General features: G+C 61.9%; 33 protein-coding genes. 13 read left to right on the top strand and 20 right to left on the bottom strand.

All coding sequences use genetic code 11. The annotated features are described in order from the left end of the window. Positions 1-76: 76 nt before the first annotated feature. Genes J3A98_RS03430 through J3A98_RS03420 form a run of 3 tightly spaced genes read left to right on the top strand, consistent with a single transcriptional unit; the run spans position 77 to position 1936 of the window. A complete protein-coding gene (locus J3A98_RS03430) occupies positions 77-1066 on the top strand; it encodes a 2-hydroxyacid dehydrogenase (RefSeq protein WP_176685502.1) in 990 nt (329 codons plus the stop codon). 31 nt (positions 1067-1097) lie between these two features. Continuing rightward, on the top strand, positions 1098-1535 hold the full coding sequence (locus tag J3A98_RS03425) for a hypothetical protein (RefSeq protein WP_176685503.1): 438 nt from the start codon (positions 1098-1100) through the stop codon (positions 1533-1535). Next, a complete protein-coding gene (locus tag J3A98_RS03420) occupies positions 1532-1936 on the top strand; it encodes an META domain-containing protein (protein WP_021782541.1) in 405 nt (134 codons plus the stop codon). The genes J3A98_RS03425 and J3A98_RS03420 overlap by 4 nt, the downstream gene beginning before the upstream one ends. Positions 1937-2051: 115 nt before the next feature. Here the strand turns inward: J3A98_RS03420 and J3A98_RS03415 are convergent, their stop codons facing one another. Next, the gene (locus J3A98_RS03415; protein WP_010952706.1) at positions 2052-2516 is read right to left on the bottom strand and encodes a peroxiredoxin family protein; all 465 of its coding nucleotides are present in this window, start codon (positions 2514-2516) and stop codon (positions 2052-2054) included. 85 nt (positions 2517-2601) lie between these two features. Between J3A98_RS03415 and arsC the strand changes: the two genes are divergently transcribed. The 3 genes from arsC to J3A98_RS03400 are packed head-to-tail and all read left to right on the top strand — an operon-like array spanning position 2602 to position 3963. After that, positions 2602-2955 (top strand): arsenate reductase (glutaredoxin), encoded by a 354-nt coding sequence (gene arsC, locus J3A98_RS03410; RefSeq protein ID WP_103469350.1) that lies wholly within the window; start codon positions 2602-2604, stop codon positions 2953-2955. Next, the gene (gene wrbA, locus J3A98_RS03405) at positions 2952-3557 is read left to right on the top strand and encodes an NAD(P)H:quinone oxidoreductase (RefSeq protein WP_014592118.1); all 606 of its coding nucleotides are present in this window, start codon (positions 2952-2954) and stop codon (positions 3555-3557) included. The genes arsC and wrbA overlap by 4 nt, the downstream gene beginning before the upstream one ends. Further along, a complete protein-coding gene (locus tag J3A98_RS03400) occupies positions 3550-3963 on the top strand; it encodes a DUF2069 domain-containing protein (RefSeq protein WP_176682783.1) in 414 nt (137 codons plus the stop codon). Before wrbA ends, J3A98_RS03400 begins: the two co-directional genes overlap by 8 nt. 101 nt (positions 3964-4064) lie before the next feature. Here J3A98_RS03400 and J3A98_RS03395 read toward each other — a convergent pair whose 3' ends face one another. Both J3A98_RS03395 and ttcA read right to left on the bottom strand, forming a co-directional pair. Beyond that, positions 4065-4736, bottom strand: coding sequence for a DNA-3-methyladenine glycosylase I (locus tag J3A98_RS03395; RefSeq protein WP_209964019.1), 672 nt, complete (start codon positions 4734-4736; stop codon positions 4065-4067). A 4-nt stretch (positions 4737-4740) separates the two neighbouring features. Continuing rightward, complete coding sequence (gene ttcA / locus J3A98_RS03390) at positions 4741-5565, bottom strand: tRNA 2-thiocytidine(32) synthetase TtcA (protein ID WP_014592121.1); 825 nt, start codon at positions 5563-5565, stop codon at positions 4741-4743. 263 nt (positions 5566-5828) lie between these two features. Between ttcA and J3A98_RS03385 the strand changes: the two genes are divergently transcribed. Beyond that, the gene (locus tag J3A98_RS03385) at positions 5829-6428 is read left to right on the top strand and encodes a Yip1 family protein (RefSeq protein ID WP_103443838.1); all 600 of its coding nucleotides are present in this window, start codon (positions 5829-5831) and stop codon (positions 6426-6428) included. 131 nt (positions 6429-6559) lie between these two features. Next, positions 6560-7054 (top strand): SprT family zinc-dependent metalloprotease, encoded by a 495-nt coding sequence (locus J3A98_RS03380; protein WP_209964017.1) that lies wholly within the window; start codon positions 6560-6562, stop codon positions 7052-7054. A gap of 185 nt (positions 7055-7239) precedes the next feature. On the opposite strand, the gene fpr is transcribed toward J3A98_RS03380, so the two are convergent. Continuing rightward, entirely contained in the window at positions 7240-8019 is a 780-nt protein-coding gene (gene fpr, locus J3A98_RS03375; protein ID WP_003252381.1) for a ferredoxin-NADP reductase, read from the bottom strand. A 117-nt stretch (positions 8020-8136) separates the two neighbouring features. Here fpr and finR point away from each other — a divergent pair, with 117 nt between their 5' ends. Next, positions 8137-9063: a LysR family transcriptional regulator FinR gene (gene finR / locus J3A98_RS03370; RefSeq protein ID WP_003252379.1), complete on the top strand. Its 927-nt coding sequence runs from the start codon at positions 8137-8139 to the stop codon at positions 9061-9063. Here the strand turns inward: finR and J3A98_RS03365 are convergent. From J3A98_RS03365 to J3A98_RS03350, 4 genes are all read right to left on the bottom strand, one after another. Continuing rightward, positions 9060-9425, bottom strand: a complete 366-nt coding sequence (locus J3A98_RS03365) for a diacylglycerol kinase (protein ID WP_176682780.1) — start codon at positions 9423-9425, stop codon at positions 9060-9062. The genes finR and J3A98_RS03365 overlap by 4 nt on opposite strands. Positions 9426-9498: 73 nt before the next feature. Then, on the bottom strand, positions 9499-10149 hold the full coding sequence (gene erdR / locus J3A98_RS03360; protein WP_010952699.1) for a response regulator transcription factor ErdR: 651 nt from the start codon (positions 10147-10149) through the stop codon (positions 9499-9501). Between the two features lie 178 nt (positions 10150-10327). Continuing rightward, a complete protein-coding gene (locus J3A98_RS03355; RefSeq protein WP_176682779.1) occupies positions 10328-11038 on the bottom strand; it encodes a tRNA-uridine aminocarboxypropyltransferase in 711 nt (236 codons plus the stop codon). Continuing rightward, a complete protein-coding gene (locus J3A98_RS03350) occupies positions 11035-11256 on the bottom strand; it encodes a hypothetical protein (protein ID WP_176682499.1) in 222 nt (73 codons plus the stop codon). Before J3A98_RS03350 ends, J3A98_RS03355 begins: the two co-directional genes overlap by 4 nt. Here J3A98_RS03350 and J3A98_RS03345 point away from each other — a divergent pair. Beyond that, complete coding sequence (locus tag J3A98_RS03345) at positions 11255-11674, top strand: quorum-sensing-regulated virulence factor family protein (RefSeq protein WP_021785869.1); 420 nt, start codon at positions 11255-11257, stop codon at positions 11672-11674. The genes J3A98_RS03350 and J3A98_RS03345 overlap by 2 nt on opposite strands. A gap of 14 nt (positions 11675-11688) precedes the next feature. Here J3A98_RS03345 and J3A98_RS03340 read toward each other — a convergent pair whose 3' ends face one another. Then, a complete protein-coding gene (locus J3A98_RS03340; RefSeq protein ID WP_209964013.1) occupies positions 11689-11898 on the bottom strand; it encodes a hypothetical protein in 210 nt (69 codons plus the stop codon). Between the two features lie 160 nt (positions 11899-12058). Between J3A98_RS03340 and J3A98_RS03335 the strand changes: the two genes are divergently transcribed. Next, positions 12059-13177 (top strand): LOG family protein, encoded by a 1119-nt coding sequence (locus J3A98_RS03335; RefSeq protein WP_176682777.1) that lies wholly within the window; start codon positions 12059-12061, stop codon positions 13175-13177. Positions 13178-13416: 239 nt separating this feature from the next. Here J3A98_RS03335 and recX read toward each other — a convergent pair whose 3' ends face one another. The 4 genes from recX to J3A98_RS03315 all read right to left on the bottom strand — a co-directional run bounded on the left by recX (position 13417) and on the right by J3A98_RS03315 (position 16685). Continuing rightward, positions 13417-13887: a recombination regulator RecX gene (gene recX / locus J3A98_RS03330; protein WP_209964009.1), complete on the bottom strand. Its 471-nt coding sequence runs from the start codon at positions 13885-13887 to the stop codon at positions 13417-13419. A 21-nt stretch (positions 13888-13908) separates the two neighbouring features. Beyond that, complete coding sequence (gene recA, locus J3A98_RS03325) at positions 13909-14976, bottom strand: recombinase RecA (protein WP_176682775.1); 1068 nt, start codon at positions 14974-14976, stop codon at positions 13909-13911. Positions 14977-15079: 103 nt separating this feature from the next. Next, complete coding sequence (locus J3A98_RS03320; protein ID WP_209964005.1) at positions 15080-15562, bottom strand: CinA family protein; 483 nt, start codon at positions 15560-15562, stop codon at positions 15080-15082. 34 nt (positions 15563-15596) lie between these two features. Continuing rightward, positions 15597-16685: a hypothetical protein gene (locus tag J3A98_RS03315; RefSeq protein WP_209964002.1), complete on the bottom strand. Its 1089-nt coding sequence runs from the start codon at positions 16683-16685 to the stop codon at positions 15597-15599. A gap of 183 nt (positions 16686-16868) precedes the next feature. Here J3A98_RS03315 and mutS point away from each other — a divergent pair, with 183 nt between their 5' ends. Further along, entirely contained in the window at positions 16869-19442 is a 2574-nt protein-coding gene (mutS, locus tag J3A98_RS03310) for a DNA mismatch repair protein MutS (RefSeq protein ID WP_176682773.1), read from the top strand. A gap of 140 nt (positions 19443-19582) precedes the next feature. Next, entirely contained in the window at positions 19583-19906 is a 324-nt protein-coding gene (gene fdxA / locus J3A98_RS03305; RefSeq protein ID WP_027595821.1) for a ferredoxin FdxA, read from the top strand. 516 nt (positions 19907-20422) lie between these two features. Here fdxA and rpoS read toward each other — a convergent pair. From rpoS to fghA, 7 genes are all read right to left on the bottom strand, one after another. After that, complete coding sequence (gene rpoS, locus J3A98_RS03300; RefSeq protein ID WP_021785876.1) at positions 20423-21430, bottom strand: RNA polymerase sigma factor RpoS; 1008 nt, start codon at positions 21428-21430, stop codon at positions 20423-20425. A 108-nt stretch (positions 21431-21538) separates the two neighbouring features. Further along, the gene (locus J3A98_RS03295) at positions 21539-22396 is read right to left on the bottom strand and encodes a peptidoglycan DD-metalloendopeptidase family protein (protein ID WP_209963999.1); all 858 of its coding nucleotides are present in this window, start codon (positions 22394-22396) and stop codon (positions 21539-21541) included. Positions 22397-22633: 237 nt separating this feature from the next. Further along, positions 22634-23272: a protein-L-isoaspartate(D-aspartate) O-methyltransferase gene (locus tag J3A98_RS03290; protein WP_176682794.1), complete on the bottom strand. Its 639-nt coding sequence runs from the start codon at positions 23270-23272 to the stop codon at positions 22634-22636. A gap of 35 nt (positions 23273-23307) precedes the next feature. Continuing rightward, complete coding sequence (gene surE / locus J3A98_RS03285) at positions 23308-24057, bottom strand: 5'/3'-nucleotidase SurE (protein WP_176682772.1); 750 nt, start codon at positions 24055-24057, stop codon at positions 23308-23310. Next, on the bottom strand, positions 24045-25103 hold the full coding sequence (gene truD / locus J3A98_RS03280; RefSeq protein WP_176682771.1) for a tRNA pseudouridine(13) synthase TruD: 1059 nt from the start codon (positions 25101-25103) through the stop codon (positions 24045-24047). Before truD ends, surE begins: the two co-directional genes overlap by 13 nt. Continuing rightward, on the bottom strand, positions 25100-25573 hold the full coding sequence (ispF, locus tag J3A98_RS03275; RefSeq protein WP_003252342.1) for a 2-C-methyl-D-erythritol 2,4-cyclodiphosphate synthase: 474 nt from the start codon (positions 25571-25573) through the stop codon (positions 25100-25102). The genes truD and ispF overlap by 4 nt, the downstream gene beginning before the upstream one ends. A gap of 76 nt (positions 25574-25649) precedes the next feature. Next, positions 25650-26504, bottom strand: coding sequence for an S-formylglutathione hydrolase (gene fghA, locus J3A98_RS03270; protein WP_014592130.1), 855 nt, complete (start codon positions 26502-26504; stop codon positions 25650-25652).

Below are 26504 nucleotides of genomic sequence, written 5' to 3'. Positions count from 1 at the left end.
GTGGATCTGGGCCTCGCTGGGTATGCCTTGACAGGCAGCGCCCCACCCAAAACATGCATTGCAAAGGAGTTCCACCATGCGCGCCCTGTTGTTCAGCAGCCAGCACTACGACCAGGAAAGCTTCACCGAGGCTGCCCGCGGCACCACCCTGGAGCTGCATTTCCAGCCCGCCCGCCTGACCCTCGACACCGCCGCCCTGGCAGATGGCTTTGAGGTGGTCTGCGCCTTCATCAATGATGAACTCGGCGAACCGGTGCTGCAGCGCCTGGCCGCAGCTGGCACGCGGTTGATCGCGCTGCGCTCGGCCGGCTACAACCACGTCGACCTGGCCGCCGCCCAGCGCTTGGGCCTGGCCGTGGTGCGTGTGCCGGCCTACTCGCCACACGCCGTTGCCGAGCATGCCGTGGCGCTCATCCTGGCACTCAACCGGCGTCTGCATCGGGCCTACAACCGCACTCGCGAAGGCGACTTCACCTTGCACGGGCTGACCGGTTTCGATCTGCACGGCAAAACCGTCGGGGTGGTCGGTACCGGCCAGATCGGTGCCGCCTTTGCCCGCATCATGGCCGGTTTCGGCTGCAAGCTGCTGGCGTACGACCCCTACCCCAACCCAGAGCTGCTGGCCCTTGGCGCCCGCTACATGCCCCTGCCCGAGCTATTGCGCGAAGCCCGCATCATCAGCCTGCACTGCCCACTGACCGAGCACACTCGCCACCTGATCAATGCGCAAAGCCTGGCCCAGTTGCAGCCCGGCGCCATGCTGATCAACACCGGTCGCGGTGCGCTGGTCGACACCCCTGCGCTGATCGACGCACTGAAGAGCGGCCAGCTTGGCTACCTGGGCCTGGACGTCTACGAAGAAGAAGCCCAACTGTTCTTCGAGGACCGCTCCGACCTGCCCTTGCAAGACGATGTGCTAGCTCGGCTGCTGACCTTCCCCAACGTGATCATCACCGCCCACCAGGCTTTCCTCACCCGCGAGGCGCTGGATGCCATTGCCGCGACCACACTGGACAACATCAACCGCTGGGCGGCAGGCAATCCACAGAATCTGGTAATGGGTTAGTGCTAGGATACGCGGCATTTCTGGAGGACCCATGGTCGAACACGATTTTCGCTACACCCTTTTCAACCCGCAACACACCCTGATCGAGTGCCGTGCGTTGGTGCCAGGCCGCTATCAGGTCACCGGCAACGGCGGCTCGATGCACAAAGGCGACAGCCTGCTGGTCACGCTCAAGGGCAGCAAGGATTTGTCCATGCGCCTGACCGTGGAAAGCGTGCGCCACCTGATCAACCCACGCGGCCAGTGGGTTGCCGTGGCGAGCGGCCCGGTGTTCAACGAGCTGGAAATCCTCACCTGGCAGGTCGAGTGCGATCGCTGCGATGCGGTGCTGGGCTTCGAGTTCGCGGTAGACGCCAAGCTCGGCAAGGCAGCTCGTCAACCGGCTGCCAGTGCCCGTATCGCAGAGCTGGGCTGGGCCAGCCGTGGCGAAAAACACCTGTGCCCACGTTGCCAGGAGAGCGCCGAGTGAAGAATCTGCTGACCGGCGTGCTGATTGCAACCGGCCTGCTCGGCTGCGCCACAGAACCTTCCAAGCTGCAGCAGGAGCGCAGCTACGTGCTGGAGTGGATTGGCGAACGACCACTGATCGACTACAGCCACCTGACCCTGACACTGGCCAGCGACGGCCGTGCCTATGGCAACGGCGGCTGCAACCACTGGTTTGCGCCTTACACGCTCGATGGCGAGCACCTCAGCTTCGGCAAGGTCGGCAAGACCCGCAAGCTGTGCGCACCCGCGCTGATGGAACAGGAAAAGCGCTTCCTGCAGGCGCTGGAAACGGTAGAGCGTTGGGATGTGTCACCGGTGGAGCAGATACGCTTCTGGCCGGCCGAAGGCAAGCCGCTGCGCTTCTGGCCCGAGGAAGGCTGAGGATTGCCGGGGCCGCTTTGCGGCCCTTCGCGGGCGCGCCCGCTCCCACAGTTTATCGCGTCCCCCTGTGGGAGCGGGCGTGCCCGCGAAGGGCTGCAGAACGGCCCCGAATGCATCAGGCGCCTTTCAGGGCCTTGATCTTGGCCTGCAACCCTTCCAGGGTCTGCTCGCCCATCAACTGCTCACGCACCTTGCCCTTGTCGTCGATGATGTAGGTCACCGGCAAGGCCTCGCTACGCGGCAGGTCATAGCGCTCGGCCGGGTCCTGGGCCAGCACGGTGAAACCGATGCCCAGGGTTTCGGCAGCCTGCTTCAGGTCCTGCCCCTGCAGGCCATCGAAGTTCACCCCCACCACCTTCACGCCATCAGCCGCCCACTGCTTGGCCGCTGCGTTCAGTTCCGGGATTTCGGTACGGCACGGCCCGCACCACTCAGCCCAGTAGTTGAGCACCAGCCAGTGCCCTTCGATCTGTTCGGCCTTAACCGTATTACCGTGTTGGTCCACGCCATAATCGGCACCGCAACCACCGAGCAACAGGCTCGCGGTGATGGCCAGTACTGCTGCCAAACGCCTTGCCATGGGTCAATCCTTCTCGAGTTTTAAAGCAAATTGGTCAGTCGCTGCGGTTAGAATAGCCGCCACACCCAGCTGGATGCGACCCGACATGACTGACCTCACGCTCTATCATAACCCGCGCTGCTCGAAATCCCGCGGCGCCCTTGAACTGCTCGAAGCCCGCGGCCTGGCCCCGACCATCGTGCGCTACCTGGAAACCCCGCCCGACGCTGCCACCCTCAAGGCCTTGCTCGGCAAGCTGGGCATCGCCCCGCGCCAATTGCTGCGCAGCGGCGAGGACGAATATAAAACACTGAACCTGGCCGACCCGGCACTGACCGACGCGCAACTGATCGAGGCCATGGCCCAGCACCCCAAACTGATCGAGCGGCCGATCCTGGTTGCCGGTGACAAGGCCGTGGTCGGTCGTCCGCCAGAAAAAGTGCTGGAGATCCTGCCGTGAGCGCGCCCTACATCCTGGTGCTGTATTACAGCCGCCATGGAGCGACCAGCGAAATGGCCCGGCACATCGCCCGCGGTATCGAGCTGGCCGGCATGGAGGCACGCCTGCGCACGGTGCCCGCGATTTCCACCGAATGCGAAGCGGTGGCCCCGGATATTCCGGCCAGTGGCGCGCTGTACGCCACCCTTGATGACCTGCGCCACTGCGCAGGCCTGGTACTGGGCAGCCCGACCCGGTTCGGCAACATGGCAGCGCCACTCAAGTACTTCCTGGATGGCACCAGCAGCCTTTGGCTAGGCGGTGAGCTGGTCGGCAAACCGGCTGGCGTGTTCACCTCCACCGCCAGCCTGCACGGCGGCCAGGAAACGACTTTGCTGTCGATGATGCTGCCACTGATGCACCACGGCATGTTGGTGATGGGCCTGCCCTACAGCGAGTCGGCACTGCTCGAGACCCGCGGCGGCGGCACGCCTTATGGCGCCAGCCACCACGCAGGTGCCGATGGCAAGCGCGAACTCGACCCCCACGAAATCACCCTGTGCCGCGCCCTGGGCCAACGCCTGGCGACCACGGCCAAGGCCCTGGAGGCGGCGCGTGGCTAGAAAGCCCAAGGTATTGCCACCGCTGCAATGGCTGGTACCACGCCTGCGCCTGACGCGGGCATTCAGCCTGGCATGCTTCTTCGGCCTGATCGCCCTGCTGGTGGTGAACAACCTGTGGTTCGCCAACCTGCACGGGGCCCGGGTCGAGGTGATCCTGGCGATCGAATTGGTGCCGTTGCTGTTGCTGCTGCCAGGCATGCTCAAAGGCAGCGCCCGGGCGCATGCCTGGACCTGCTTCGTGGTGAATATCTATTTCATCAAGGGCGTGCTGGCGGCGTTCGACCCGGCCCGGGCGGTATTCGGCTGGCTTGAAGTGCTGGTGAGCCTGGGGCTGTTCATTGCCGGGCTACTGTACGTGCGCTGGAAGTTCCAGCATGAGCGGCGCATGGCAGGCGAAGGCAGTTAGATTTTTTGCGGGCCCCCGCCCCCACAGAATTCGCACCGCCCTTAAAGCCTGTGCAGCCCCTGTGGGAGCGGGCGTGCCCGCGAATGGGAGCAACACAAGACTCAATGATTGACGGTATGCGCCAGCATCACTGACAACTGGCACAGCGGCCGCCCGCTCTCTGCATGCCACTGGTTGAACGCCTGCTGCACCAAAGCCAGGTCACGCTGGCTGGTCGGCTGCTTGTCGATAACCTTCTGCGCAATCAATGCCGCCGCCATGTCATCGGTCGGGATGAACGTGTCCTTGCCGACCATGCGCAAGAAGCGTGGCGCCGACAACCCGCCCAATTGGTTGCCGTGCTTGGCCAGGTACTTCCACAAGCCGACAATGTCGGTCACTGGCCAGTCGGCGATGAATGCAGCAAAACTGCCATGCGCCTTGGCGATATCCAGCACCATTTGCGCATTGCGCGGCACGCTCTTGAGCTTGCCCAGGTGGCGAATGATGCGCTCATCCTGCATCAACCGCTCCAGGTGCTCGGCGCCCATCAGCACCACTTTCTCCGGGTCGAAGCCGAAGAATACCTGCTCGAACGCCGGCCACTTGGCATCCACCAGGCTGTGCTTTAGCCCCGCGCGAAACACCCGCAGGGCCAGTGTCGACAGGTAGCGGTCATCAGTGATGTCGCGCAGTTGCGCTGGCGTGCGCGGCTGCGGCAGGAAAGCCTCCAGCGCCTGGGCCGAGCCAAAGCGGTTCAGGCAGTACTCATGCAACCACTGGTAATCGCGCATGGGCTCAGATGTTCAGCACGTCGAGGAAACGCGGAGTAGCGTTTTCGTCGATCTTAAGGCTGGTGAAGTCAAACAGGTTCCGGTCGGCCAGCTGCGACGGTGCCACGTTCTGCAGGGCACGGAAGATGCTCTCGGTACGGCCCGGGTGCTTGCGTTCCCACTCCACCAGCATGTCCTTGACCACCTGGCGCTGCAGGTTTTCCTGCGAGCCGCACAGGTTGCACGGGATGATCGGGAATTCCTTCATGTCCGAGTAGGCCTGGATGTCCTTCTCGCTGCAGTAGGCCAGCGGGCGGATCACCACGTTGCGGCCGTCGTCGGCGCGCAGCTTCGGCGGCATGCCCTTGAGCGCGCCGTTGAAGAACATGTTGAGGAAGAAGGTTTCGACGATGTCGTCGCGGTGATGCCCCAGCGCCATCTTGGTAGCGCCAATTTCGTCGGCAAAGGTGTACAGGGTACCGCGGCGCAGTCGAGAACACAGCGAGCAAGTGGTCTTGCCTTCGGGTACCAGCTCCTTTACCACCGAGTAGGTATCCTTCTCGACGATGTGGTACTCGACACCCAGTTCCTTGAGGTAGGCCGGCAATACGTGCTCAGGGAAGCCCGGCTGTTTCTGGTCCATGTTCACCGCCACGATCTCGAACGTGATCGGTGCCACCTTCTGCAGGTGCAACAGAACGTCGAGCATGGTGTAGCTGTCCTTGCCGCCGGACAGGCAGACCATGACCTTGTCGCCATCCTCGATCATGTTGTAGTCGGTGATGGCTTCGCCAGCGAGACGACGCAGGCGTTTTTGCAGTTTGTTCTGGTTGACCGAGAGGGTGCCCATAGCGCTTGGATCCGCGAGGTGTGACAAAAGCCGGCTATTTTACGCACAAACGCAGCATCGCTGTAGGCATTCCGATAAAGACTTCAATGTAATCAACAGCACCGCTTACAGCGCAATTTGCTCTAAAAAGCGCGGTTTATGTGGGTAACGGCTTCCTATACTGCCACATAAGGCCACATTACCGCTTGCATCGGTGTTAGGGCCTCGGGCCGCTTGCGCTCCATATTGGGGGGCGTTTGGCAACATTGAGAGGAGTGATCGGCATGATTCATCACGTTGTGGGGCTGTTTACCCATCCCGATCAGGAATGGCGGGAGATTCGTGGCGAAGAAGAAACCATCAGCCACATGTACCTGACGCACACCCTGATCCTCGCGGCGATTCCGGCCGTTTCGGCGTTTATCGGCACTACCCAGGTGGGCTGGGTGATCGGTGACCGACCGGCAGTGATGCTGACCATGGAAAGCGCTGTCTGGATGAGCATCATGTCATACCTGGCCATGCTCGCCGGGGTGGCGGTAATGGGCGCGTTCATCCACTGGATGGCCCGCACCTACGATGCCAACCCGTCCATGGCGCAATGCATCGCTTTTGCCACCTACACCGCCACCCCCTTGTTCATCGGCGGCCTGGCGGCGCTTTACCCGCACCTGTGGCTGGGCATGCTGATCGGCACAGCCGCCATCTGCTACACGGTATACCTGCTGTATGTCGGCTTGCCGACGTTCATGAACATACCATCGGATGAAGGCTTCCTGTTCTCCAGCTCGGTGCTGGCAGTAGGCTTGGTGGTACTGGTGGCAATCATGGCGGCTACCGTCATTATCTGGGGACTGGGCGTGGGGCCCGTCTACACCAACTAGAACAGACTGAACCAACACTGGGGCATCAACCAGGGGCCGCCGCAAGGCGGCTTCTGGCTGTGCGCTGACCGGTGACTCGGCAAGCCACCTGCGCTTGCGGCATAATGCCTGGTCAGGAGAACCGCCCCGCCATGCCCGAGCAGCTCAAACAACGCGTCGAAACCTGTTACCAGCAAGCCGAAGCCTTTTTCAAACGCCGCTTCCCGCGCCCGGAGGTCAGCTTCAAACTGCGCGGGCAAAAAGCCGGCGTCGCCCACCTGCACGAAAATCTGCTGCGCTTCAACCTGCAGCTCTACCGCGAAAACCAGGAAGACTTCCTGCGCCAGACCGTGGCCCATGAAGTGGCGCACCTGGTTGCCCACCAACTGTTTGGCGACCGTATCCAGGCCCACGGTGAAGAGTGGCAATTGATCATGCGCGGGGTGTATGAGCTGCCGCCCAATCGTTGCCACAACTATGACGTGCAACGGCGTGCAGTGACCCGCTACATCTACCGCTGCCCGTGCCCGAAAAGCGACTTCCCGTTTACCGCGCAGCGGCACAGGCTGGTGCACCAGGGGCGACGATACCTGTGCAAGCGGTGCCGGGAAGTCCTGGTGTACAGCGGCGAGACGCGGGTCGAATAGACCGGGTTTGCCAGCACCGGCCCCTTCGCGGGCAAGCCCGCTCCTACAGCGTTCGTACAATTCCCGAGACGTGCGCTGCACCTGTAGGAGCGGGTTTACCCGCGAAAGGGCCGGAACAGGCAATGCACAAATCCCAGGCATAAGAAAGGCGACCCGAGAGTCGCCTTCCTGAACCAATCTGCGCCTTACTTCTCGACGAAAGCTCGCTCGATCAGGTAGTCACCCGGTTCGCGCATGCGCGGGGAGATCTTCAGGCCGAAGCTGTCCAGCACTTCACTGGTCTCGTCGAGCATGCTCGGGCTGCCACAGATCATCGCGCGGTCGTCTTGCGGGTTGATCGGCGGCAGGCCGATGTCACTGAACAGCTTGCCGCTGCGCATCAGGTCGGTCAGACGGCCCTGATTTTCGAACGGCTCACGGGTCACGGTCGGGTAGTAGATCAGCTTGTCGCGAACCGACTCACCGAAGAACTCGTTCTGCGGCAGGTGCTCGGTGATGAACTCGCGGTAGGCGACTTCGTTCACGTAGCGCACGCCATGGACCAGGATCACTTTTTCAAAGCGCTCGTAGGTTTCCGGATCCTGGATGACGCTCATGAACGGCGCCAAGCCAGTACCGGTGCTCAGCAGGTACAGGTGCTTGCCAGGGTTCAGGTCGTCGAGTACCAGGGTACCGGTAGGCTTCTTGCTGATGATGATCTCATCGCCTTCCTTCAGGTGTTGCAGCTGCGAGGTCAGCGGGCCGTCCGGTACCTTGATGCTGAAGAATTCAAGGTGCTCTTCCCAGTTCGGCGAAGCGATGGAGTAGGCACGCATGAGCGGACGGCCGTTGTCCTGCTGCAGGCCGATCATCACGAACTGACCGTTCTCGAAGCGCAGGCCCGGGTCGCGGGTGCACTTGAAGCTGAACAGGGTGTCGTTCCAGTGGTGCACACTGAGGACACGTTCGTGGTTCATGTTGCTCATCGATGGGGCTCCTGAAGAAAAACGCGCGCGCAAAGCGCACAGTTGCGCAATAGTTTAGGGGCAGCGACAATATCTGTTAACTGGATTATCAAGATATGTGTTATCGGTTATATCGATATGCGATTCACACTCCGTCAAATGCAAGTCTTCGTTGCTGTCGCCCAGCACCAAAGCGTCTCTCGGGCCGCCAGCCTGTTGGCGCTGTCGCAGTCGGCTGCCAGCACCTCTATCACCGAGCTGGAGCGCCAATCGAGCTGCCAGCTGTTCGACCGTGCCGGCAAACGCCTGGCCCTCAATGCCTTGGGCCATCAACTGCTGCCACAAGCAGTAGCCCTGCTTGACCAGGCCAAGGAAATCGAAGACTTGCTCAACGGCAAATCCGGTTTCGGCTCGCTGGCGGTCGGCGCCACACTGACCATCGGCAACTACCTGGCCACCCTGCTGATCGGCAACTACATGCAGACACACCCGGAAAGCCAGGTAAAACTGCATGTTCAAAATACTGCGCATATCGTGCAACAGGTCGCGCACTACGAAATTGATCTGGGTCTAATCGAAGGCGACTGCAATCACCCCGACCTGGAAGTTCAGCCGTGGGTCGAGGACGAACTGGTGGTGTTCTGTGCGCCACAGCACCCACTGGCGAAACTGGGCCGCGCCGATATCGAAAGCCTTTCGCAAGAGGCATGGATCCTGCGCGAACAAGGCTCAGGCACGCGCCTGACCTTCGACCAGGCCATGCGCCATCACCGCGCCAACCTGAATATTCGCCTGGAGCTGGAGCACACCGAAGCGATCAAGCGGGCGGTGGAGTCGGGCCTGGGCATCGGTTGCATTTCACGTCTGGCCCTGCGTGACGCCTTCCGCCGTGGCAGCCTGGTACCTGTGGAAACCCCGGAACTGGACCTGCTGCGCCAGTTCTACTTCATCTGGCACAAACAAAAGTACCAGACCTCGGCCATGCGTGAGTTTCTCGAGCTATGCCGCAACTTCACTGCGGGCTTTACCCGCAGCGACGAAATCGTGCTGCCGCCGATCGCTTAAAGCAGGATCACCCCCCACACCAACGCCACCATGGTCAGTGCCACCAGCTGTGCGGCGCTGCCCATGTCCTTGGCGTTTTTCGACAGAGGGTGGCGCTCCAGCGAAATGCGATCGATGGCCGCCTCCACCGCCGAGTTGAACAGCTCGACGATCAGCCCCAGCAGGCAAACCACAATCATGATTGCCCTTTCGGCGCGGCTGACCGGCAACCACAAGGCGATCGGGATCAGCAGCACATTGAGCAGCACCAACTGGCGGAATGCGGCCTCGCCCTTGAAGGCGGCTCGCAGGCCGTCCAGCGAGTAGCCAGCGGCGTTCAAGATGCGTTTGAGGCCGGTCTGGCCCTTGAATGGCGAGGTCATGTAAGTCACTTCACAGCAGAAAGGCCAGCAGACTAGACCGGCTCGGGTCAAAAAAGCGTGAAGCCACGCGCACTCAGTTGCTGGCAACCGATTCCAGTTGTTGCAGCAGCAACGCAGCTTGGGTCCGGGTACGCACACCCAGCTTGCGGAAGATCGCGGTAACGTGGGCCTTGATGGTCGCTTCCGACACGCTCAGCTCATAGGCGATCTGCTTGTTCAGCAAGCCTTCACAAACCATGGTCAGTACGCGGAACTGCTGCGGCGTGAGGCTGGCCAAGCCTTCGCTGGCGGCCTTGGCCTCGGCCGAAACATCGACCTTTTCGAACGCCTGCGGCGGCCACCAGACCTCACCGTCAAGCACCTTGCGCACCGCATCCTGGATCACTTCCAGGGTGCTGGACTTGGGAATGAAACCACTGGCGCCGAACTCGCGGGACTTGACCACTACAGCGGCCTCTTCCTGTGCCGAAACCATCACCACGGGGATCTGCGGGTACTGCCCGCGTAGCAGCACCAGACCGGAAAAACCGTAGGCACCCGGCATGTTCAAGTCCAGCAGCACCAGGTCCCAGTCGGCTTTTTCGCTCAGGCGGGTTTCCAGTTCGGCAATGCTCGCAACTTCGACCAGACGCACATCGGAGCCAAGCCCGAGGGTAACGGCCTGGCGCAGGGCGCCACGGAACAGTGGGTGGTCATCGGCAATCAGGATTTCGTATGTGGCCATCGATCTAAGGATCCTGTTCTGTGCCAGGCACTCGAGAGGAAGGGAAGCGCCCGGCGGGAAACGGCGCCAAGGATGCCGAGCACGTTCAAGGGTGATCAAGCCAATCGCCCTGCCGTCTCGCCCACCCTGGCTGCCAGCTCAGTCATTATGAACCAAAGCAGGGGTTGTGCCCCTTGGACTATAGGAAGGTATGCAAACGCTGGTGGGTGTCGTCCTGCTCGTCAAGTGGCAGCCGCCGCTTGCCGCTCAGGTAATGCAGGCTGAACACATCCAGATAGGCGTCCAGCGCCTGCGAGGCCTGGCTGTCGCCAGCAAGGTCCAGGCACATGGCCGCAACTTCTGCCGTACAGAAATGATCATCGCGCTTGGAGCGCCGCAGGCGGTAGCGCGACATCTGCTCGGCTTGCAGGCTCAACACCGGGAAGCGGTCCAGGTACGGGCTTTTGCGGAACATCTTGCGCGCTTCGGTCCAGGTGGCATCCAGCAGGATGAACAGTGGACGCTTGCCCGGCTCGCGCACCACCTCGCTGACCACCCGCTCCTGGGCAACGAACTCGCCCGGAAAAACGATATAGGGCTGCCAGCTCGGGTCATCGAGCAAGGCCAGCAGGCGCTCGTCAACCGCGGTGCGCAACCAGCCGAAGGCCCAGGTGTCTTCAATCAGGTCGGCAATCAACCAGCCGGTGTTGGTGGGTTTCAGCGGCTCGGTGTCGTGCATCAGCAGGCACACACCCGCGTCAGCCTGCACCCTAGGCTTCCAGGCACACAGGCAATGGGTAGCAATGACCCGGCAATCCGGGCAACGCTCGGCACGCGAGCCACGGGCGATGAAAGGCTTGTTGCTGCGGGCCAGGCGTTCGGCGCGCAGACGCGCTACCGCATGGCTCATGCCGGCAGGCCTCTGGACAGATTGGAAATGGGCACAAGGATGACTCGGAGAAAACAAGGCTGCCAGTCTACCAGAACAGGTGGCAATTGCTGTGCAGCCGGCAAAGCGCTCCTTATAATCGGTTTTTTACCGTGCCGGACCTCGCCGCGCGCAATTTCACGGAACGCCGTCGGCCCGCGCATGTCAAAGCGCCAGTCATCGAACCAGGAGAGATTCATGCTGCGCCTTATTGCCCCCGCCCTGAGCCTGCTGCTCGCCCTGCCTCTGGCAGCCCAGGCGGCATCCAAGCAGGATTACGACCTGAACACCCTGCTGCAGAAGGTCGCCAAAGAGAGCAGCGTCGGCACCCCGCGCGCAATTAACGAGGACATCCTCGATCAGGGGTACACCGTTGAAGGCAAGGCGCTGGTCAACCATCTGAGCGTACGCCAGAGCCACGCAGAGCGCATGCAGGCCAACCCTGAGCAAGTGCGTAGCCAGCTCGGCGACAGCGTGTGCCGCAACAACGGCTTCCGCAACCTGATGTCCAAGGGCGCGGTCATGGTCTACCGCTTCACGGTCTACAAAACCAACCAGCCAGTCATGGACCAAGCCTTCGACAACGCCAGCTGCCTGGCCGGCAACAAGAAGAAATAAGCATAGCGTCAAGGCTACGCTTTCTCGTCCTCATGAGCGCGCCAGCGACCTTCAGCGGCATCGGCGCGCATCTCCGCCAACAGCGCCTGCAAGTATCGCGACCGGCACTCCAGCCCCGACAGCCTGCGGCGGCACTCGGCTTCAAGGCTCAGGTGATGCACCTGGGCGGCGCTCTCCAGCTGCTGGTAGAGCTGCCGGTCCACTTCGATGACCAAGCGACGCATACCGCCACCTCCTGCATCGACACATTTCGCTCTACCAGTTAACCAAACCCGTGCTGCCGATGGCCGCAGGCCGACAGGCGGCTGCGCCGAACACCTCGGCACGATCGGGCGCAAGGGTCTAGATTGAGGTCAGAGGTATTGGTGCAGAAGGAGACGTCGCATGCCTTACCATTCGAATGAACTGCTGTTCAGCCACTTCCGCGACAACAATATCGACCTGAGCAATATCGAAGCACAACTTCAACTGGTTGCCCCCAACAGCCCCAACCTGCCGCTCTACCGCGACATGATGCTGACCATCCTGCGCATGGCCCATGACGACAGCGACCGCTGGAGCGCCAAGATCACCCTGCAGGCCCTGCGCGAACTGGACCAGTCGTTCCGCACCCTGCAGCGCTACAAGGACCGACGCAAAGTGACCGTGTTCGGCTCGGCACGCACCCCGCAGGAACATCCGATGTACGCCCTGGCCCGCGAGCTGGGCGCCACTCTGGCGCGCTCCGACCTGATGGTCATCACCGGTGCCGGCGGCGGCATCATGGCGGCTGCCCACGAAGGGGCCGGCAGCGAGCACAGTCTGGGCTTCAACATCACCTTACCCTTCGAACAACATGCCAACCCGACGGTGAACGGTACCGACAAACTACTGCCGTTCCACTTTTTCTTCATCCGCAAATTGTTCTTCGTCAAGGAGGCCGATGGCCTGGTGTTGTGCCCTGGCGGCTTCGGCACCCTGGATGAAGCGCTGGAGGTACTGACCTTGATCCAGACCGGCAAGAGCCCACTGGTGCCGGTTGTGCTACTGGATTCGCCGGGCGGAAGCTTCTGGCACGACTGCCTGGACTTCATCAGCCGCCAGCTCGAAGAAAACCGCTACATCCTGCCCAGCGACCTGAAACTGGTGCGCCTGGTGCACAGTGCCGACGAGGCCGTTGAGGAAATCAACCAGTTCTACAGCAACTACCATTCCAGCCGCTGGTTGAAGAGCCAGTTCGTGATTCGCATGCATCACCCGCTCAGCGAAGCGGCGCTGTATGACATTCAGGAAGGTTTTGCCGATTTGCGCCTGAGTGGCAAATATCACCAGCAAGCGGATAGCAGCGCCGAGCACGAAGTTGGCAATTACAGCCACCTGACCCGCCTGTCATTCGCCTTCAACGGCCGGGATCAGGGCCGCTTGCGTGAGTTGGTGGATTTCATCAACCTGCCGGAGAACTGGGCCAAGCCGGAGCCGATGCATACCACGCAGAGGGCCAGGCAGGCGCTGAAAGTGAGTTGAAGCTTTTTTGTAACAGCTCGCGTGATGCCTGCAGGAGCAACACCTGGTCGATGGTTTGGCATAGACCGTTGTAGGAGCGGGTTCACCCGCGAAAGGGCCGGGCCTGCCAGCCAATCTCCCCGGCCTTTCACCGTCGCAGCCGCCACCGTATTCGCGGGTGAACCCGCTCTTACAATGGAATGGAGACAGCCTGGGGAATTTGGCAAAACAGATTATCCGCTACGGGCACATACCGAGCGTCAATAATCGTCGAGATCACGCCCGTTGAGCAGACGGCCGATCATATCCATGGGGAAGCCACGGTAAGCCAGGAACCGGGTCTGCTGGGCACGGCTGCGCGGATCTTGCGGGCGCTGCCCAGCAAACTTGCGCTGCCACACGTCTCGCATATGCTCGCCCCAATTCACCTCGCTTTCACGCAGGGCCTGGTCGATGTCTGCACGCGCCAAACCACGCTGACATAGCTCTTCGCGAATACGCGCAGGGCCATAGCCAGAGCCGGAACGATAACGGATGAAACTCTCAAGGTAGCGGGCTTCACTAAGCAGCCCTTCTTCGGCGAGCCGATCGAGTTCAGGCTCGATCAAATCGTCCGAAGCGCCGCGCTGACGCAACTTGCGCGTCAGCTCGACTCGACCGTGCTCACGTCGTGCGAGCAGGTCCATGGCTGTCCGCCGGATGGCGACGGGGGTATCGAGTACGGCGGACATATTCGGCTATCTACTGCGCAATCAATAACCGGCGTCAGCGCCGGCCATGTCATCGGCATCAGCTTCGGCAGCAGCAGCTTTGCCGGCTTCAGCAACAGCGCCCGCTTTCAGCAACTTGTCACGAATCTGCTTCTCGATCTCGGCACCAATAGCCGGGTTCTCAGCCAGGTACTTGGCAGCGTTGGCTTTGCCTTGACCGATCTTGTTGCCCTGGTAGGCGTACCAGGCACCGGACTTCTCGACCAGGCCCTGAGATACCCCCAGGTCAATGATCTCGCCGTTACGGTAGATACCTTTGCCGTAAAGAATCTGGAACTCAGCCTGACGGAACGGAGGCGAGACCTTGTTCTTGACGATCTTGACGCGGGTTTCGCTGCCGACCACCTCGTCGCCTTCCTTGACCGCGCCGGTACGGCGGATGTCCAGACGGACCGAAGCATAGAACTTCAGGGCGTTACCACCGGTCGTGGTTTCCGGGCTGCCGAACATCACACCGATCTTCATACGGATCTGGTTGATGAAGATGACCAGGCAGTTGGCATTCTTGATGTTACCGGTGATCTTGCGCAGCGCCTGGGACATCAGGCGGGCCTGCAGGCCCACATGCATGTCACCCATCTCGCCTTCGATCTCGGCCTTCGGCACCAACGCGGCCACGGAGTCGACAATGATCACGTCGACCGCGTTGGAGCGCACCAGCATGTCGGTGATTTCAAGGGCCTGTTCACCGGTGTCCGGCTGCGAAACCAACAGGTCATCGACGTTGACGCCCAGCTTGCCGGCGTACTCAGGGTCAAGGGCATGCTCGGCGTCGACGAAGGCACAGGTGGCACCGTTCTTCTGCGCTTCAGCGATGACAGACAGCGTCAGCGTGGTCTTACCCGACGATTCCGGGCCGTAGATCTCGACGATACGGCCTTTTGGCAGACCGCCGATACCCAGGGCGATATCCAGGCCCAGCGAGCCCGTGGAAATGGCAGGAATGCCTTGACGCTCATGGTCACCCATGCGCATGACCGCGCCTTTACCGAATTGGCGTTCGATCTGACCCAGGGCCGCAGCCAAGGCGCGCTTCTTGTTGTCGTCCATTGAAATCCTCACGTGTTCGACTTGGCCCTGACGGCCGGAATACCTGTATAAGTAGCCAGTATTATTCCACAGGCAGACGCCCGCGCAAACCCCTGTCGTCGATTTACTCGGCACCAAGCTGTAACAAGCCGTCTAACGCGGCGATCACCGTCTGTCGGCGCACCGCCTCGCGGTCACCGTCGAACTGCCGGCGTTCGCTGAACACCCGGTCGCCGTCACCCCAGGCCAGCCACACGGTGCCCACCGGTTTGGCTGGCGAGCCGCCGTCCGGCCCGGCCACACCACTCACCGCCACGGCGAAGCGTGCGCCACTGGTGGCCTGAGCTCCGCGGACCATGGCTTCGACCACTTCCTGGCTGACTGCCCCCACCTGACCGAACAACGCTTCAGGTACCCCCAGCTGGCGGGTTTTCTGGGCATTGGAATAGGTGACGTAACCGGCTTCGAACCAGGCCGAGCTGCCAGGTATGCGGGTGATGGCTTCGGCAATGCCACCACCGGTGCATGATTCGGCGGTCGTCACCTGCGCATTGAATCGGCGCAGGTGTTCACCCAGACGGGTGGCGAGCGTGGTGATCGGGTCCATGTAGGGTGCTCCTTGAGGGCGGCTCTCTACCCTATCACCCTGCTTCGGACTCTGGCTCAGGAACTTTCAGGCTGGCCCGGGCGATTTCGCTGAACGCCAGTTCGTCACGCTGCCCCAACCGCGGCAGCCCCTCAGGCCACTCCCGGCTACAGTCGAAGCCGCCCAGCTTGCGCATGTCCTCAATTGCCGAACGCCACCAGACCACCTTGCACGCGCGCTGGTAATCATCACCACTCATCACACTGCCATAGAGCAACTTGCGGCCGATGCCACGCAGTTCCCGGGGCACATGCTTGAGGCTCCATTTCACCGAGAGCCTAGTCAACCACGAGGGCTCCGGGCGATGCGCCGGCACCTTCAGGGCCAGACCTGGCATCTTCGGATGAAAATGCTCGCCATGCCGGGCAAAGAAGATTTCTAGAATGGCATGCACGTACTGCTTCATCGCAAAGTAATGGCTGATCACGCCGCGCGCCTCGTTGATCTGCGCGCCATCCAGTTCGAAGGAAAAGGCGATCTGCTCGATCGTATGCAGGTCACGGGCATACGGCGTCCAGGTGTCGATCCGGCAGATGGCGCGCTCGGCGGTGCCTACGTTGTCGCGGGTAAAGCCCATGACACCGCTGTTACACAGCCGCAAGTCATCGGCCGGTGCTTCGCCCGACTCCGCAAGTCCTTCGGTGAAACTGCGGTAATAACTGCTGCGGGAGGCCTCGGCCCAGCTCATTTCCACCTCGTCGACCAAGAACTGCCCGGCATCGACCTGGCTGAACAGCTTTTGCGGCGACTGCAGAAATACCGTATCGGTATCGATGAACACGGTCTTGTCCGCCCACTGACCGGCCAGGGCAATGGCACAGGCCTTGCGCCGGTGGGTGTAGCCGCCGTAGCCGGCCCAGGCCTGCAGGGTCTGCTCGTCCAGTGCGATCACTTCCACCGGCCAGCCGGCAAAAGCCTGTGGCTGGTCGGTAAGCACACGGATCACCGGCAGCTCAGCCGACCTGCAACGGGCCAGGGCGGTAAGGATGCTGAGTTTTGCCTCCAACTGGTAGATCCGGCGCTCGCCATAAAGGAGGTAGATCAGCTGTTGCGATACATAAGGGACAGGGCTGGACACATTCATCGTGCAGGTCACGGCTAGGGGCATTCATCGAGGGGCGCGCATTCTAGAGGGTTACGCGGTGCAGCTCCACCATTGCCCGCCAGACTGCGCGCATGCCCCAAAGCACGCGCCTGCATCGCAACGAAAAAGCCTGTACCATTACGGGTTACCATCGCCAACCAGATCCCCCCTGTAAGGCCCTGAATGTCAGATCTTTCCGCACACACCCCGATGATGCAGCAGTACTGGAAGCTGAAGAACCAGCACCCGGACCAGCTGATGTTCTACCGCATGGGCGACTTCTACGAAATCTTCTACGAAGATGCGAAAAAGGCCGCGAAACTGCTGGATATCACCCTGACCGCCCGCGGTCAGTCGGCCGGCCAGTCCATCCCCATGTGCGGGATTCCGTTCCATTCGCTGGAGGGTTACCTGGCCAAGCTGGTCAAGCTCGGCGAGTCGGTGGTGATCTGTGAGCAGATCGGCGACCCGGCCACCAGCAAGGGCCCGGTGGAACGCCAGGTGGTGCGCATCATCACCCCAGGCACGGTCAGTGACGAGGCACTGCTCGACGAGCGCCGCGACAACCTGATTGCCGCACTGCTCGGTGACGAGCGCCTGTTCGGCCTGGCGGTACTGGACATCACCAGCGGCAATTTCAGCGTGCAGGAGATCAAGGGCTGGGAAAACCTGCTGGCCGAACTCGAGCGCCTGAACCCGGTCGAGCTGTTGATCCCCGACGACTGGCCACGGGACCTGCCTGCGGAGAAACGCCCAGGCGCCCGCCGCCGCGCACCGTGGGACTTCGACCGCGACTCGGCACGCAAGGCCCTGTGCCAGCAGTTCGCGACCAAGGACCTCAAGGGCTTCGGCTGCGACAAGCTGACCCTGGCCATCGGTGCCGCCGGCTGCCTGCTGACCTACGCCAAGGAAACCCAGCGCACCGCCCTGCCGCACTTGCGCAGCCTGCGCCACGAGCGCCTGGATGATACGGTCATCCTCGATGGTGCCAGCCGGCGCAACCTGGAGCTGGACATCAACCTGGCCGGTGGGCGCGACAACACCCTGCAATCGGTAATCGACCGCTGCCAGACCGCCATGGCCAGCCGCCTGCTGAGCCGCTGGCTGAACCGCCCACTGCGCGACCTCAAGGTGCTGCAAGCACGCCAGGACTCGATCCGCTGCCTGCTCGACAGCTACCGCTTCGAAAAGCTGCAGCCGCAGTTGAAGGAAATTGGCGATATCGAGCGGATCCTCGCCCGTATTGGCCTGCGCAATGCTCGCCCGCGCGACCTGGCACGCCTGCGCGATGCGCTGGGCGCGTTGCCAGAGTTGCAGAACGCCATGACCGAGCTCGAAGCGCCGCACCTGGCGCGCCTTGCGGCGATTACCGGTACCTATCCGGAGCTGGCCAGCCTGCTGGAGCGGGCGATCATCGACAACCCGCCGGCGGTGATCCGCGACGGCGGTGTACTGAAGGCCGGCTATGACAACGAACTGGACGAGCTGCTGGCAATCAGCGAGAACGCCGGCCAGTTCCTGATCGACCTGGAAGCCCGGGAAAAGGCCCGTACCGGCCTTGCCAACCTCAAGGTCGGCTACAACCGTGTACACGGCTACTTCATCGAACTGCCGACCAAGCAGGCCGAGCAGGCCCCGGGCGACTACATCCGCCGCCAGACACTCAAAGGCGCCGAGCGCTTCATCACCCCGGAGCTGAAGGCGTTCGAGGACAAGGCATTGTCGGCCAAAAGCCGCGCCCTGGCCCGCGAAAAGATGCTCTACGACGCCCTGCTGGAAACCTTGATCAGCCACCTGGCACCCCTGCAGGACAGCGCAGCCGCGCTGGCCGAACTGGATGTGCTCAGCAACCTGGCCGAGCGGGCGCTGAACCTCGACCTTAACTGCCCGCGCTTTGTCGACGAACCGTGCCTGCGCATCGAGCAAGGCCGCCACCCGGTGGTGGAGCAGGTACTGACCACACCGTTCGTGGCCAACGACCTGGGCCTGGACAACAGCACGCGCATGCTGATCATCACCGGCCCGAACATGGGCGGTAAGTCCACCTACATGCGCCAGACCGCCCTGATCGTGCTGCTGGCGCACATCGGCAGCTTCGTCCCTGCGGCGAGTTGCGAGCTGTCGCTGGTCGACCGCATCTTCACGCGCATCGGCTCCAGTGACGACCTGGCAGGCGGGCGCTCGACCTTCATGGTCGAGATGAGCGAAACCGCCAACATCCTGCACAACGCCACCGACCGCAGCCTGGTGCTGATGGACGAAGTGGGCCGCGGCACCAGTACCTTTGACGGCCTGTCGCTGGCCTGGGCCGCCGCCGAGCGCCTGGCCCAACTGCGTGCCTACACACTGTTCGCCACGCACTACTTCGAACTGACCGTGCTGCCGGAGAGCGAGCCGCTGGTGGCCAACGTGCACCTGAACGCCACCGAGCACAACGAACGCATCGTGTTCCTGCACCATGTGTTGCCCGGCCCTGCCAGCCAGAGCTACGGCCTGGCCGTGGCGCAACTGGCCGGCGTCCCCACGGCGGTCATCCAGCGTGCCCGCGAACACCTGGGGCGCCTGGAAACCACCAGCCTGCCGCACGAGCAGCCCCCGGCCGCAAAAGCCAAGGATGCGCCGCAGGTACCGCACCAGAGCGACCTGTTCGCCAGCCTGCCACATCCAGCCATCGAGAAGCTGGGCAAGCTGCAACTGGACGACATGACCCCGCGTCAAGCTATCGAAATGCTATATCAACTAAAGAACCTGTTATAACGGCGCCCATTACAAGCTGGTAGAATCCGCCGCGGTTTGCTGGTGCTGCAGGTTATTAGCCTGGCCTGCAGCCACATGCCCGTAAACCGCGCGGCCCTGAGAGGAAGGGCCGCCGCCGTCGCCTGAGGAGAGAATTAGAAATGACCTTCGTCGTCACCGACAACTGCATCAAATGCAAATACACCGACTGCGTGGAAGTCTGTCCGGTGGACTGCTTCTACGAAGGCCCGAACTTCCTGGTCATCCACCCGGACGAGTGCATCGACTGCGCCCTGTGCGAGCCGGAGTGCCCAGCGCAAGCCATCTTCTCGGAAGACGAAGTGCCTTCGGGCATGGAAAACTTCATCGAGCTGAACGCCGAGCTGGCGGAAATCTGGCCTAATATCACCGAGCGTAAGGATGCCCTGCCGGACGCTGAAGAATGGGATGGCAAGACCGGCAAGATTGCCGACCTGGAGCGCTGATAGCGCCCAGACGCGAAAAAGGCCCTTCGGGGCCTTTTTTGTTTTCCTACGTGCAAAAAAAAGGGGCGGTTTGACCCGCCCACATTTTTTCCGTAGTCCCTGCTTGTCCCAAACATCATCCTGATGAAATCGCTTCTTGCGATGTCCTTGGCCTTCATCCTGAAAGCCTGTGCATGTCCCTGTGCACAGTTCGAATACTAGCGGGTTGAGCCGGGCGGGCAAGCGCGAGACCTCACAGGGTATTTCCGACGACACATATGGTCAGCGGCGAATAAATCATGATTTTCAATGAGTTGTAAAAAAACAGAGCCAGGAAACGACAATGGTCTACTGAGGCTTGCATAGATAGCTTACAAAACGAGTAAGAAAAGGCTTACATGCAATGTTACCGGGGTAGCGGAATACACATTGGGTATCTGTTCTGCCCTGAAGTGCGCCCCGCCGCTCTCGAGCTTTTCCGCTACAGACGAAAACGCCCCGAGGTCATCGGGGCGTTTTGAGTGACACAGACCTTCGCTACTGGAACAACGACTCACTGGACAGGCCATTCTTCTCAAGGATCTCGCGCAAACGCTTGAGCCCCTCTACCTGAATCTGCCGCACCCGTTCCCGGGTCAGGCCTATCTCCAGGCCAACATCCTCAAGGGTACTGCTTTCATGCCCACGCAGGCCAAAGCGACGCACCACCACCTCGCGCTGCTTGTCGGTCAGCTCACCCAGCCACTGATCGATGCTCTGCGACAGGTCGTCATCCTGCAGCAATTCGCACGGATCAGTCGGACGGTCGTCGGTCAGCGTATCAAGCAGGGTCTTGTCCGAGTCCGGGCCAAGCGACACATCCACCGACGACACCCGCTCATTCAGGCCCAGCATGCGCTTGACCTCGGTGACCGGCTTCTCCAGCAGCGTGGCGATTTCTTCTGGTGAAGGTTCGTGGTCGAGTTTCTGGGTCAGCTCGCGCGCGGCGCGCAGGTAGACGTTCAGTTCCTTGACCACGTGGATCGGCAGGCGAATGGTGCGGGTCTGGTTCATGATCGCCCGTTCGATGGTCTGGCGAATCCACCAGGTCGCATAGGTCGAGAATCGGAAACCACGCTCCGGGTCGAACTTTTCGACCGCACGGATCAACCCCAGGTTGCCTTCCTCGATCAGGTCGAGCAACGACAGGCCACGGTTCACGTAACGACGGGCAATTTTGACAACCAGGCGCAGGTTGCTTTCGATCATGCGCTTGCGGCCGGCAGGGTCACCCTTTTGCGACAAGCGCGCAAAATGCACTTCTTCTTCCGGCGAAAGCAGCGGCGAGAAACCGATCTCGTTGAGATACAACTGGGTGGCATCGAGCGCCCGGCTGTAATCGATGTACTTGTGTTGCTTGAGCGAAGAGCCCGACTTGGCCCTCGTCCGAACCGAAGATACAGCAGGTTCGTCTGACACCACATCCGTTTCCAAAACGATACCCGTCTCCATCAGGAGGACGTCATCATCGATGTCAAACTCCGGCACTTCTTTACTGAGAGCCATTGTTATAATCCTTTGCTGAGTTCGAACTCAGACTCGAGCGGCACCTTTATCCCTGGCAGCGCTTGAGCCTGTCCCCTCTACATCACAGGAACAGGCTGGGTACAACGATCAACGACGTGGCAGGAACTGGAGCGGATCGACGGGTTTGCCCTGGCGGCGAATCTCGAAATGCAGCTTCACCCGATCTGTGCCCGTAGACCCCATTTCAGCAATCGACTGCCCTGCCTTGACCTGCTGCCCCTCCCGAACCAACAGCCTGCGGTTATGACCGTAGGCACTGACGTAGGTGTCGCTGTGCTTGATGATGATCAGCTCGCCGTAGCCCCTCAAACCACTTCCGGCGTAGACCACTGCACCATCAGACGCAGCAAAAACAGGCTGTCCCAAATCACCGGCGATATCAATGCCTTTATTCAAACTACCGTTTGAAGCGAATTTTCCAATCAGCACGCCGTTGGCCGGCCAGGCCCAACCGCCTACGGCACGCTCCGCAGCCGGCACACTGGCAACCGCTGGCGCATTGCCCGAAGAGGCCGGCGTGACCGGTTTACGGGTGCTGGCAGGCGCCGTGGCAGGAGTGCCCACAGGCCGCCGCGTGACCGTAGTGCGGCTTGACGAGGACGGGCTGGACACCACCGTGGTGCGGCTGCCGGAGCCGCTGCTGAATCGAATCGCCTGGCCCGGGCGAATGGTATAAGGCGCCCGGATGCCATTGCGTGCAGCCAGCTCCTTGTAGTCCCAACCATAACGGAAGGCGATGGAGAACAGGGTGTCGCCTGGCTTGACGATATATTGCCCGGAAGTCACTGCCGGACGCTTGGGAACGGTGTTGTTGCGGTCGACCACCCGCGCGCTGTTGCTGCCGGTGCTTGAGCAACCCACCAGAAGCGCGCCCATGGCCAATGCAATCACCAGAAGCTTGAAACCCGAGCCGTCCTTGCGCTGCCGAATGACTGTGTGACCCACCCGCGCTCCCCTCATGGTGCCGAAAATCGATATGAAGACAAGAAATGCAATATTGTTGCAATTATAACCAAGCCAGCCGGTATTGGCAGACGGCTACGAAAGACGAGCGCAAAACCCCGGTGCACGCTTTGCGTTAGCGCTTCGCACCGCCTGATAGACAGGGCGAAGCGACAAGAATTCGCCACCGGCACAAAAATACACCGCGCCTCATGCCTGCACAGCTCAGTTCAACAGACCTCAGGCCAGCGGACCATTGAGCAGCGGCACGAAACGCACAGCCCCCAGCACGCGACGGGAGAAACCATGCTCCTCGCGTACGATCAGCATCAGTTGCTGCGTTTCGCCGGCCGGCCCTACCGGGATGACCATGCGCCCACCGGGTGCCAGCTGGTCGAGCAGTGCCTGTGGCACCTCCGGCGCCACGGCGGTGACGATGATGCCATTGTACGGCGCAAGTGCCGGCCACCCCTCGCAACCGTCGCCCCAGCGGAATACCACGTTGCGCAGGTTCAGTTCCACCAGGCGCTCTTTGGCCCGATCCTGCAGTACCTTGATGCGCTCTACCGAGAACACCCGCTCGACCAGCTGGGCCAGGATAGCCGTCTGGTAACCCGAGCCGGTGCCAATCTCCAGCACCTTGTCCAGTGGCCCGGCCTCGAGCAACAGCTCGCTCATGTGAGCAACCATGAACGGCTGGGAGATGGTCTGGTTGTGGCCGATCGGCAGCGCGGTGTCTTCGTAAGCCCGATGCGCCAGCGCCTCGTCAACGAACAGGTGGCGCGGCGTACGCCGGATCACGTCGAGCACCTTGGGGTTCGAAACACCCTCCTCGCACAAGCGCTGGATCAGCCGCTCCCGGGTACGCTGAGAGGTCATGCCGATGCCACGCCGCAGCATATCGTCCTCACGCATCAGAGCAGGCCCTCCAGCCAACCATCGAGCTGCTCGAAGGCATCATTGAAGGTGCGATCGAGTTGCAGCGGGGTAATCGATACGTAGCCTTGCATCACCGCGTGGAAGTCGGTGCCCGGCCCGCCATCCTCGGCATCACCGGCCACGGCAATCCAGTAGCCTTCCTTGCCACGCGGGTTGACTACCTTGGTTGGCGCCGCCGCCCGCGCCCGGTGACCGAGACGGGTGAGCTGGATGCCACGGATGTGCTCCAGCGGCAAGTTGGGAATATTGATGTTGAGTACGGTGCGTGGCGGCAACGCCAGGCGCGACTGTGCCTCGACCAGGCGGCGGGCGATATAGGCCGCGGTCGGCAGGTTGTCCGGCTGGCGCGACAACAGCGAGAACGCCAGCGAGGTTCCACCGAGGAAGCGGCCTTCCAGCGCCGCAGCGACCGTACCAGAATACAGCACGTCATCGCCCAGGTTGGCACCGAGGTTGATCCCCGATACGACCATGTCCGGCGTCTGCGGCAACAGCCCATTGAGCCCCAGGTGCACGCAATCGGTCGGCGTGCCATTGAGGCTGATGAAGCCATTGGCCAGGGTCTGCGGATGCAGTGGCCGGTCCAGCGTCAGCGAACTGCTGGCGCCGCTCTTGTCTTGATCCGGGGCGATCACCGCGCACTCGGCATAATCCACCAGCGCAGCATGCAGCGCGGCGATGCCAGGTGCGGTAACACCGTCGTCATTCGAAATCAGAATACGCATGGGCTGTCCGTCTGCCCTGCCGACACCAGATCCACGACTTCACGCACCACCACGGTGGCGAAGCATCCGGCCGGCAGGACGAATTCCAGTTGCAGGATATCAGGCTCGGGATAATGCCACGTCAGGCCGCCAATAGGGAGCCGCAGAATTCGTCGTTCGTGATCCATGCCCGCCTGGGCCAACCACTGGCAAAGTGCTGGCTGACTTGAGCCGATAGCGTTTTCCAGCTGGGCAGGCGCAGCGCCAGCAGGCGAAGCGCCCTCCCCCCACATCGGGCCGGTCGGATGCAGGTCGAGAATCGCCAGGCGCGGGTCGCCACATTCCGCCTCACCCGCCGGGAAGAAACTGCGGCTGTCGGTGAACGCCAGCAGGTCCCCGACCTGGGCTCGGGCCCAGCTACCGTCAGCGACACGCGCAGCCAGCACCTGATTGAACAGGTAGCTGCGCCCGGCCGAAAGCAGCCGCGAACGCACGTTGCGCTGTTCAGGCAAAGCCTTGCGTACGGCCCAATCGAGGGCGTCATGGACGTTGCCACCGCCGTGCCCGAAGCGCTGGGTGCCGAAATAGTTGGGCACACCTTGCCGCCTGAGCTGTTCCAGACGCGCATCAACCGCCTGGTGATCGGCAGCCAAGGCCGTCAGGCGCAAGGTGAAACCGTTGGCCGAATGCGCCCCGCGCTGCAGTTTGCGCTGGTGACGCACCTGCTTGAGCACACGCAGGCTGGCATCCTCGGCTCGCGACAGATCCGGGTCGGCCTTGCCCGGCAGGTGCAGGCTGAACCACTGGCGGGTCAGCGCCTGGCGGTCCTTGAGGCCGGCGTAGCTGATGCTGCGCACCGGCACGCCAGCGGCGCGGGCGAGGCGCCGGGCAGCTTCTTCAGTGTTCAGATCACGCTTCTCGACCCACAGCCACAGGTGCTCGCCCTGGCCCGATAGCGGGATATCCAGGACTTCGTCAACCTGAAAGTCTTCGGCAACCGCTTTGAGGACGGCGGTACCCAGGGATTCACCCGATGCGCGCGGGCCCAGCAGTTCCAGTTCGGTCATGCTGGCAGCAGCAGGGCGACCGAATGCACGGCAATGCCCTCCTCGCGACCGGTAAAGCCCAGCTTCTCTGTGGTGGTGGCCTTGACATTGACCTGGTCGAGCTCGACCTGCAGGTCTTCGGCGATCAGCTGGCGCATGGTTTCGATGTGTGGGGCCATTTTCGGTGCCTGGGCGACGATGGTGGCGTCAACGTTGCCGACCTTCCAGCCCTTGGCCTTGACGATGCCGACTACATGGCGCAGCAGCGCGCGGCTGTCAGCCCCCTTGAACTGCGGGTCAGTGTCAGGGAAGTGCTTGCCGATGTCGCCCAGTGCCGCAGCGCCAAGCAAGGCATCGCTCAGGGCGTGCAGCAGCACGTCACCGTCGGAATGGGCCAGCAGGCCGTATTTGTGCGGGATGCGCACCCCGCCCAAGGTAATGAAATCACCGTCGCAGAAACGGTGCACATCGTAGCCGTGGCCAATACGCATAAGAAAACGCCCTGAAAGAGTCAGGGCGTGATTCTACCTGCTTTGCAGCGGGTTTGGCGGCTTTTGGACCAGGGTGTTACACGCGCCCCAGTGCCACCGCATGATGGCGTAGGTGCTCCTCGATGAAGCTGGCAATGAAGTAGTAGCTATGGTCATAGCCCGGCTGCATACGCAGGGTCATTTCATGGCCACCTTTGCGTGCCGCCTGTTCCAGTGCTTCAGGCTTGAGTTGCTTCTCGAGGAAGTCGTCACGGTCGCCCTGGTCCACCAGCAACGGCGGGCATTGGCCAGCAGGGGTTTCAGCCAGCAGCACGCTGGCATCCCACTCACGCCAGCGCCCACGGTCTTCACCCAGGTAGCGGCTGAAGGCCTTCTCGCCCCACGGACAATCCATCGGATTGCTGATCGGCGAGAATGCCGACACCGAGCGGTAGCGCCCCGGGTTGCGCAAGGCGCACACCAGCGCGCCATGGCCCCCCATGGAGTGGCCGCTGATGCTGCGCTCGCCCGACGCCGGGAAATGTGCCTCGATCAGGGCTGGCAACTCCTCCACCACATAGTCATGCATGCGGTAGTGCTGGGCCCAGGGTTGCTGGGTAGCGTTGAGGTAGAAGCCCGCCCCCAGGCCGAAGTCCCAGGCGCCGTCCGGATCGCCCGGCACCTGCTCGCCACGCGGACTGGTGTCGGGAGCAACGATGATCAGCCCCAGCTCGGCGGCCAGACGCTGGGCGCCGGCCTTCTGCATGAAGTTCTCGTCGGTGCAGGTGAGGCCGCTGAGCCAGTACAGTACCGGCAGCTTTTCGCCCTGCTCGGCCTGCGGCGGCAGGTACACAGCGAACACCATGTCGCAACCCAGCACCTTGGAGTGATGCCGGTAACGCTTGTGCCAGCCGCCGAAGCTCTTCTGGCAGGAGATGTTATCCAGGCTCAT

It is taken from the genome of Pseudomonas sp. BP6 (assembly GCF_017875935.1).
GTDB lineage: Bacteria > Pseudomonadota > Gammaproteobacteria > Pseudomonadales > Pseudomonadaceae > Aquipseudomonas > Aquipseudomonas putida_Y.
Note: the sequence above shows the minus strand (reverse complement) of the source record. Positions and strands in the feature narration are given on the sequence as shown.

Excerpts from the sequence above, each read along its gene's own strand:
- J3A98_RS03430 (WP_176685502.1), top strand. The coding sequence starts at position 77 with ATGCGCGCCCTGTTGTTCAGCAGCCAGCACTACGACCAGGAAAGCTTC.
- J3A98_RS03425 (WP_176685503.1), top strand. The coding sequence starts at position 1,098 with ATGGTCGAACACGATTTTCGCTACACCCTTTTCAACCCGCAACACACC.
- J3A98_RS03415 (WP_010952706.1), bottom strand. The coding sequence starts at position 2,516 with ATGGCAAGGCGTTTGGCAGCAGTACTGGCCATCACCGCGAGCCTGTTG.
- arsC (WP_103469350.1), top strand. The coding sequence starts at position 2,602 with ATGACTGACCTCACGCTCTATCATAACCCGCGCTGCTCGAAATCCCGC.
- J3A98_RS03395 (WP_209964019.1), bottom strand. The coding sequence starts at position 4,736 with ATGCGCGATTACCAGTGGTTGCATGAGTACTGCCTGAACCGCTTTGGC.
- ttcA (WP_014592121.1), bottom strand. The coding sequence starts at position 5,565 with ATGGGCACCCTCTCGGTCAACCAGAACAAACTGCAAAAACGCCTGCGT.
- J3A98_RS03385 (WP_103443838.1), top strand. The coding sequence starts at position 5,829 with ATGATTCATCACGTTGTGGGGCTGTTTACCCATCCCGATCAGGAATGG.
- J3A98_RS03380 (WP_209964017.1), top strand. The coding sequence starts at position 6,560 with ATGCCCGAGCAGCTCAAACAACGCGTCGAAACCTGTTACCAGCAAGCC.
- fpr (WP_003252381.1), bottom strand. The coding sequence starts at position 8,019 with ATGAGCAACATGAACCACGAACGTGTCCTCAGTGTGCACCACTGGAAC.
- finR (WP_003252379.1), top strand. The coding sequence starts at position 8,137 with ATGCGATTCACACTCCGTCAAATGCAAGTCTTCGTTGCTGTCGCCCAG.
- J3A98_RS03365 (WP_176682780.1), bottom strand. The coding sequence starts at position 9,425 with ATGACCTCGCCATTCAAGGGCCAGACCGGCCTCAAACGCATCTTGAAC.
- erdR (WP_010952699.1), bottom strand. The coding sequence starts at position 10,149 with ATGGCCACATACGAAATCCTGATTGCCGATGACCACCCACTGTTCCGT.
- J3A98_RS03355 (WP_176682779.1), bottom strand. The coding sequence starts at position 11,038 with ATGAGCCATGCGGTAGCGCGTCTGCGCGCCGAACGCCTGGCCCGCAGC.
- J3A98_RS03345 (WP_021785869.1), top strand. The coding sequence starts at position 11,255 with ATGCTGCGCCTTATTGCCCCCGCCCTGAGCCTGCTGCTCGCCCTGCCT.
- J3A98_RS03350 (WP_176682499.1), bottom strand. The coding sequence starts at position 11,256 with ATGAATCTCTCCTGGTTCGATGACTGGCGCTTTGACATGCGCGGGCCG.
- J3A98_RS03340 (WP_209964013.1), bottom strand. The coding sequence starts at position 11,898 with ATGCGTCGCTTGGTCATCGAAGTGGACCGGCAGCTCTACCAGCAGCTG.
- J3A98_RS03335 (WP_176682777.1), top strand. The coding sequence starts at position 12,059 with ATGCCTTACCATTCGAATGAACTGCTGTTCAGCCACTTCCGCGACAAC.
- recX (WP_209964009.1), bottom strand. The coding sequence starts at position 13,887 with ATGTCCGCCGTACTCGATACCCCCGTCGCCATCCGGCGGACAGCCATG.
- recA (WP_176682775.1), bottom strand. The coding sequence starts at position 14,976 with ATGGACGACAACAAGAAGCGCGCCTTGGCTGCGGCCCTGGGTCAGATC.
- J3A98_RS03320 (WP_209964005.1), bottom strand. The coding sequence starts at position 15,562 with ATGGACCCGATCACCACGCTCGCCACCCGTCTGGGTGAACACCTGCGC.
- J3A98_RS03315 (WP_209964002.1), bottom strand. The coding sequence starts at position 16,685 with ATGAATGTGTCCAGCCCTGTCCCTTATGTATCGCAACAGCTGATCTAC.
- mutS (WP_176682773.1), top strand. The coding sequence starts at position 16,869 with ATGTCAGATCTTTCCGCACACACCCCGATGATGCAGCAGTACTGGAAG.
- fdxA (WP_027595821.1), top strand. The coding sequence starts at position 19,583 with ATGACCTTCGTCGTCACCGACAACTGCATCAAATGCAAATACACCGAC.
- rpoS (WP_021785876.1), bottom strand. The coding sequence starts at position 21,430 with ATGGCTCTCAGTAAAGAAGTGCCGGAGTTTGACATCGATGATGACGTC.
- J3A98_RS03290 (WP_176682794.1), bottom strand. The coding sequence starts at position 23,272 with ATGACCTCTCAGCGTACCCGGGAGCGGCTGATCCAGCGCTTGTGCGAG.
- surE (WP_176682772.1), bottom strand. The coding sequence starts at position 24,057 with ATGCGTATTCTGATTTCGAATGACGACGGTGTTACCGCACCTGGCATC.
- truD (WP_176682771.1), bottom strand. The coding sequence starts at position 25,103 with ATGACCGAACTGGAACTGCTGGGCCCGCGCGCATCGGGTGAATCCCTG.
- ispF (WP_003252342.1), bottom strand. The coding sequence starts at position 25,573 with ATGCGTATTGGCCACGGCTACGATGTGCACCGTTTCTGCGACGGTGAT.
- fghA (WP_014592130.1), bottom strand. The coding sequence starts at position 26,504 with ATGAGCCTGGATAACATCTCCTGCCAGAAGAGCTTCGGCGGCTGGCAC.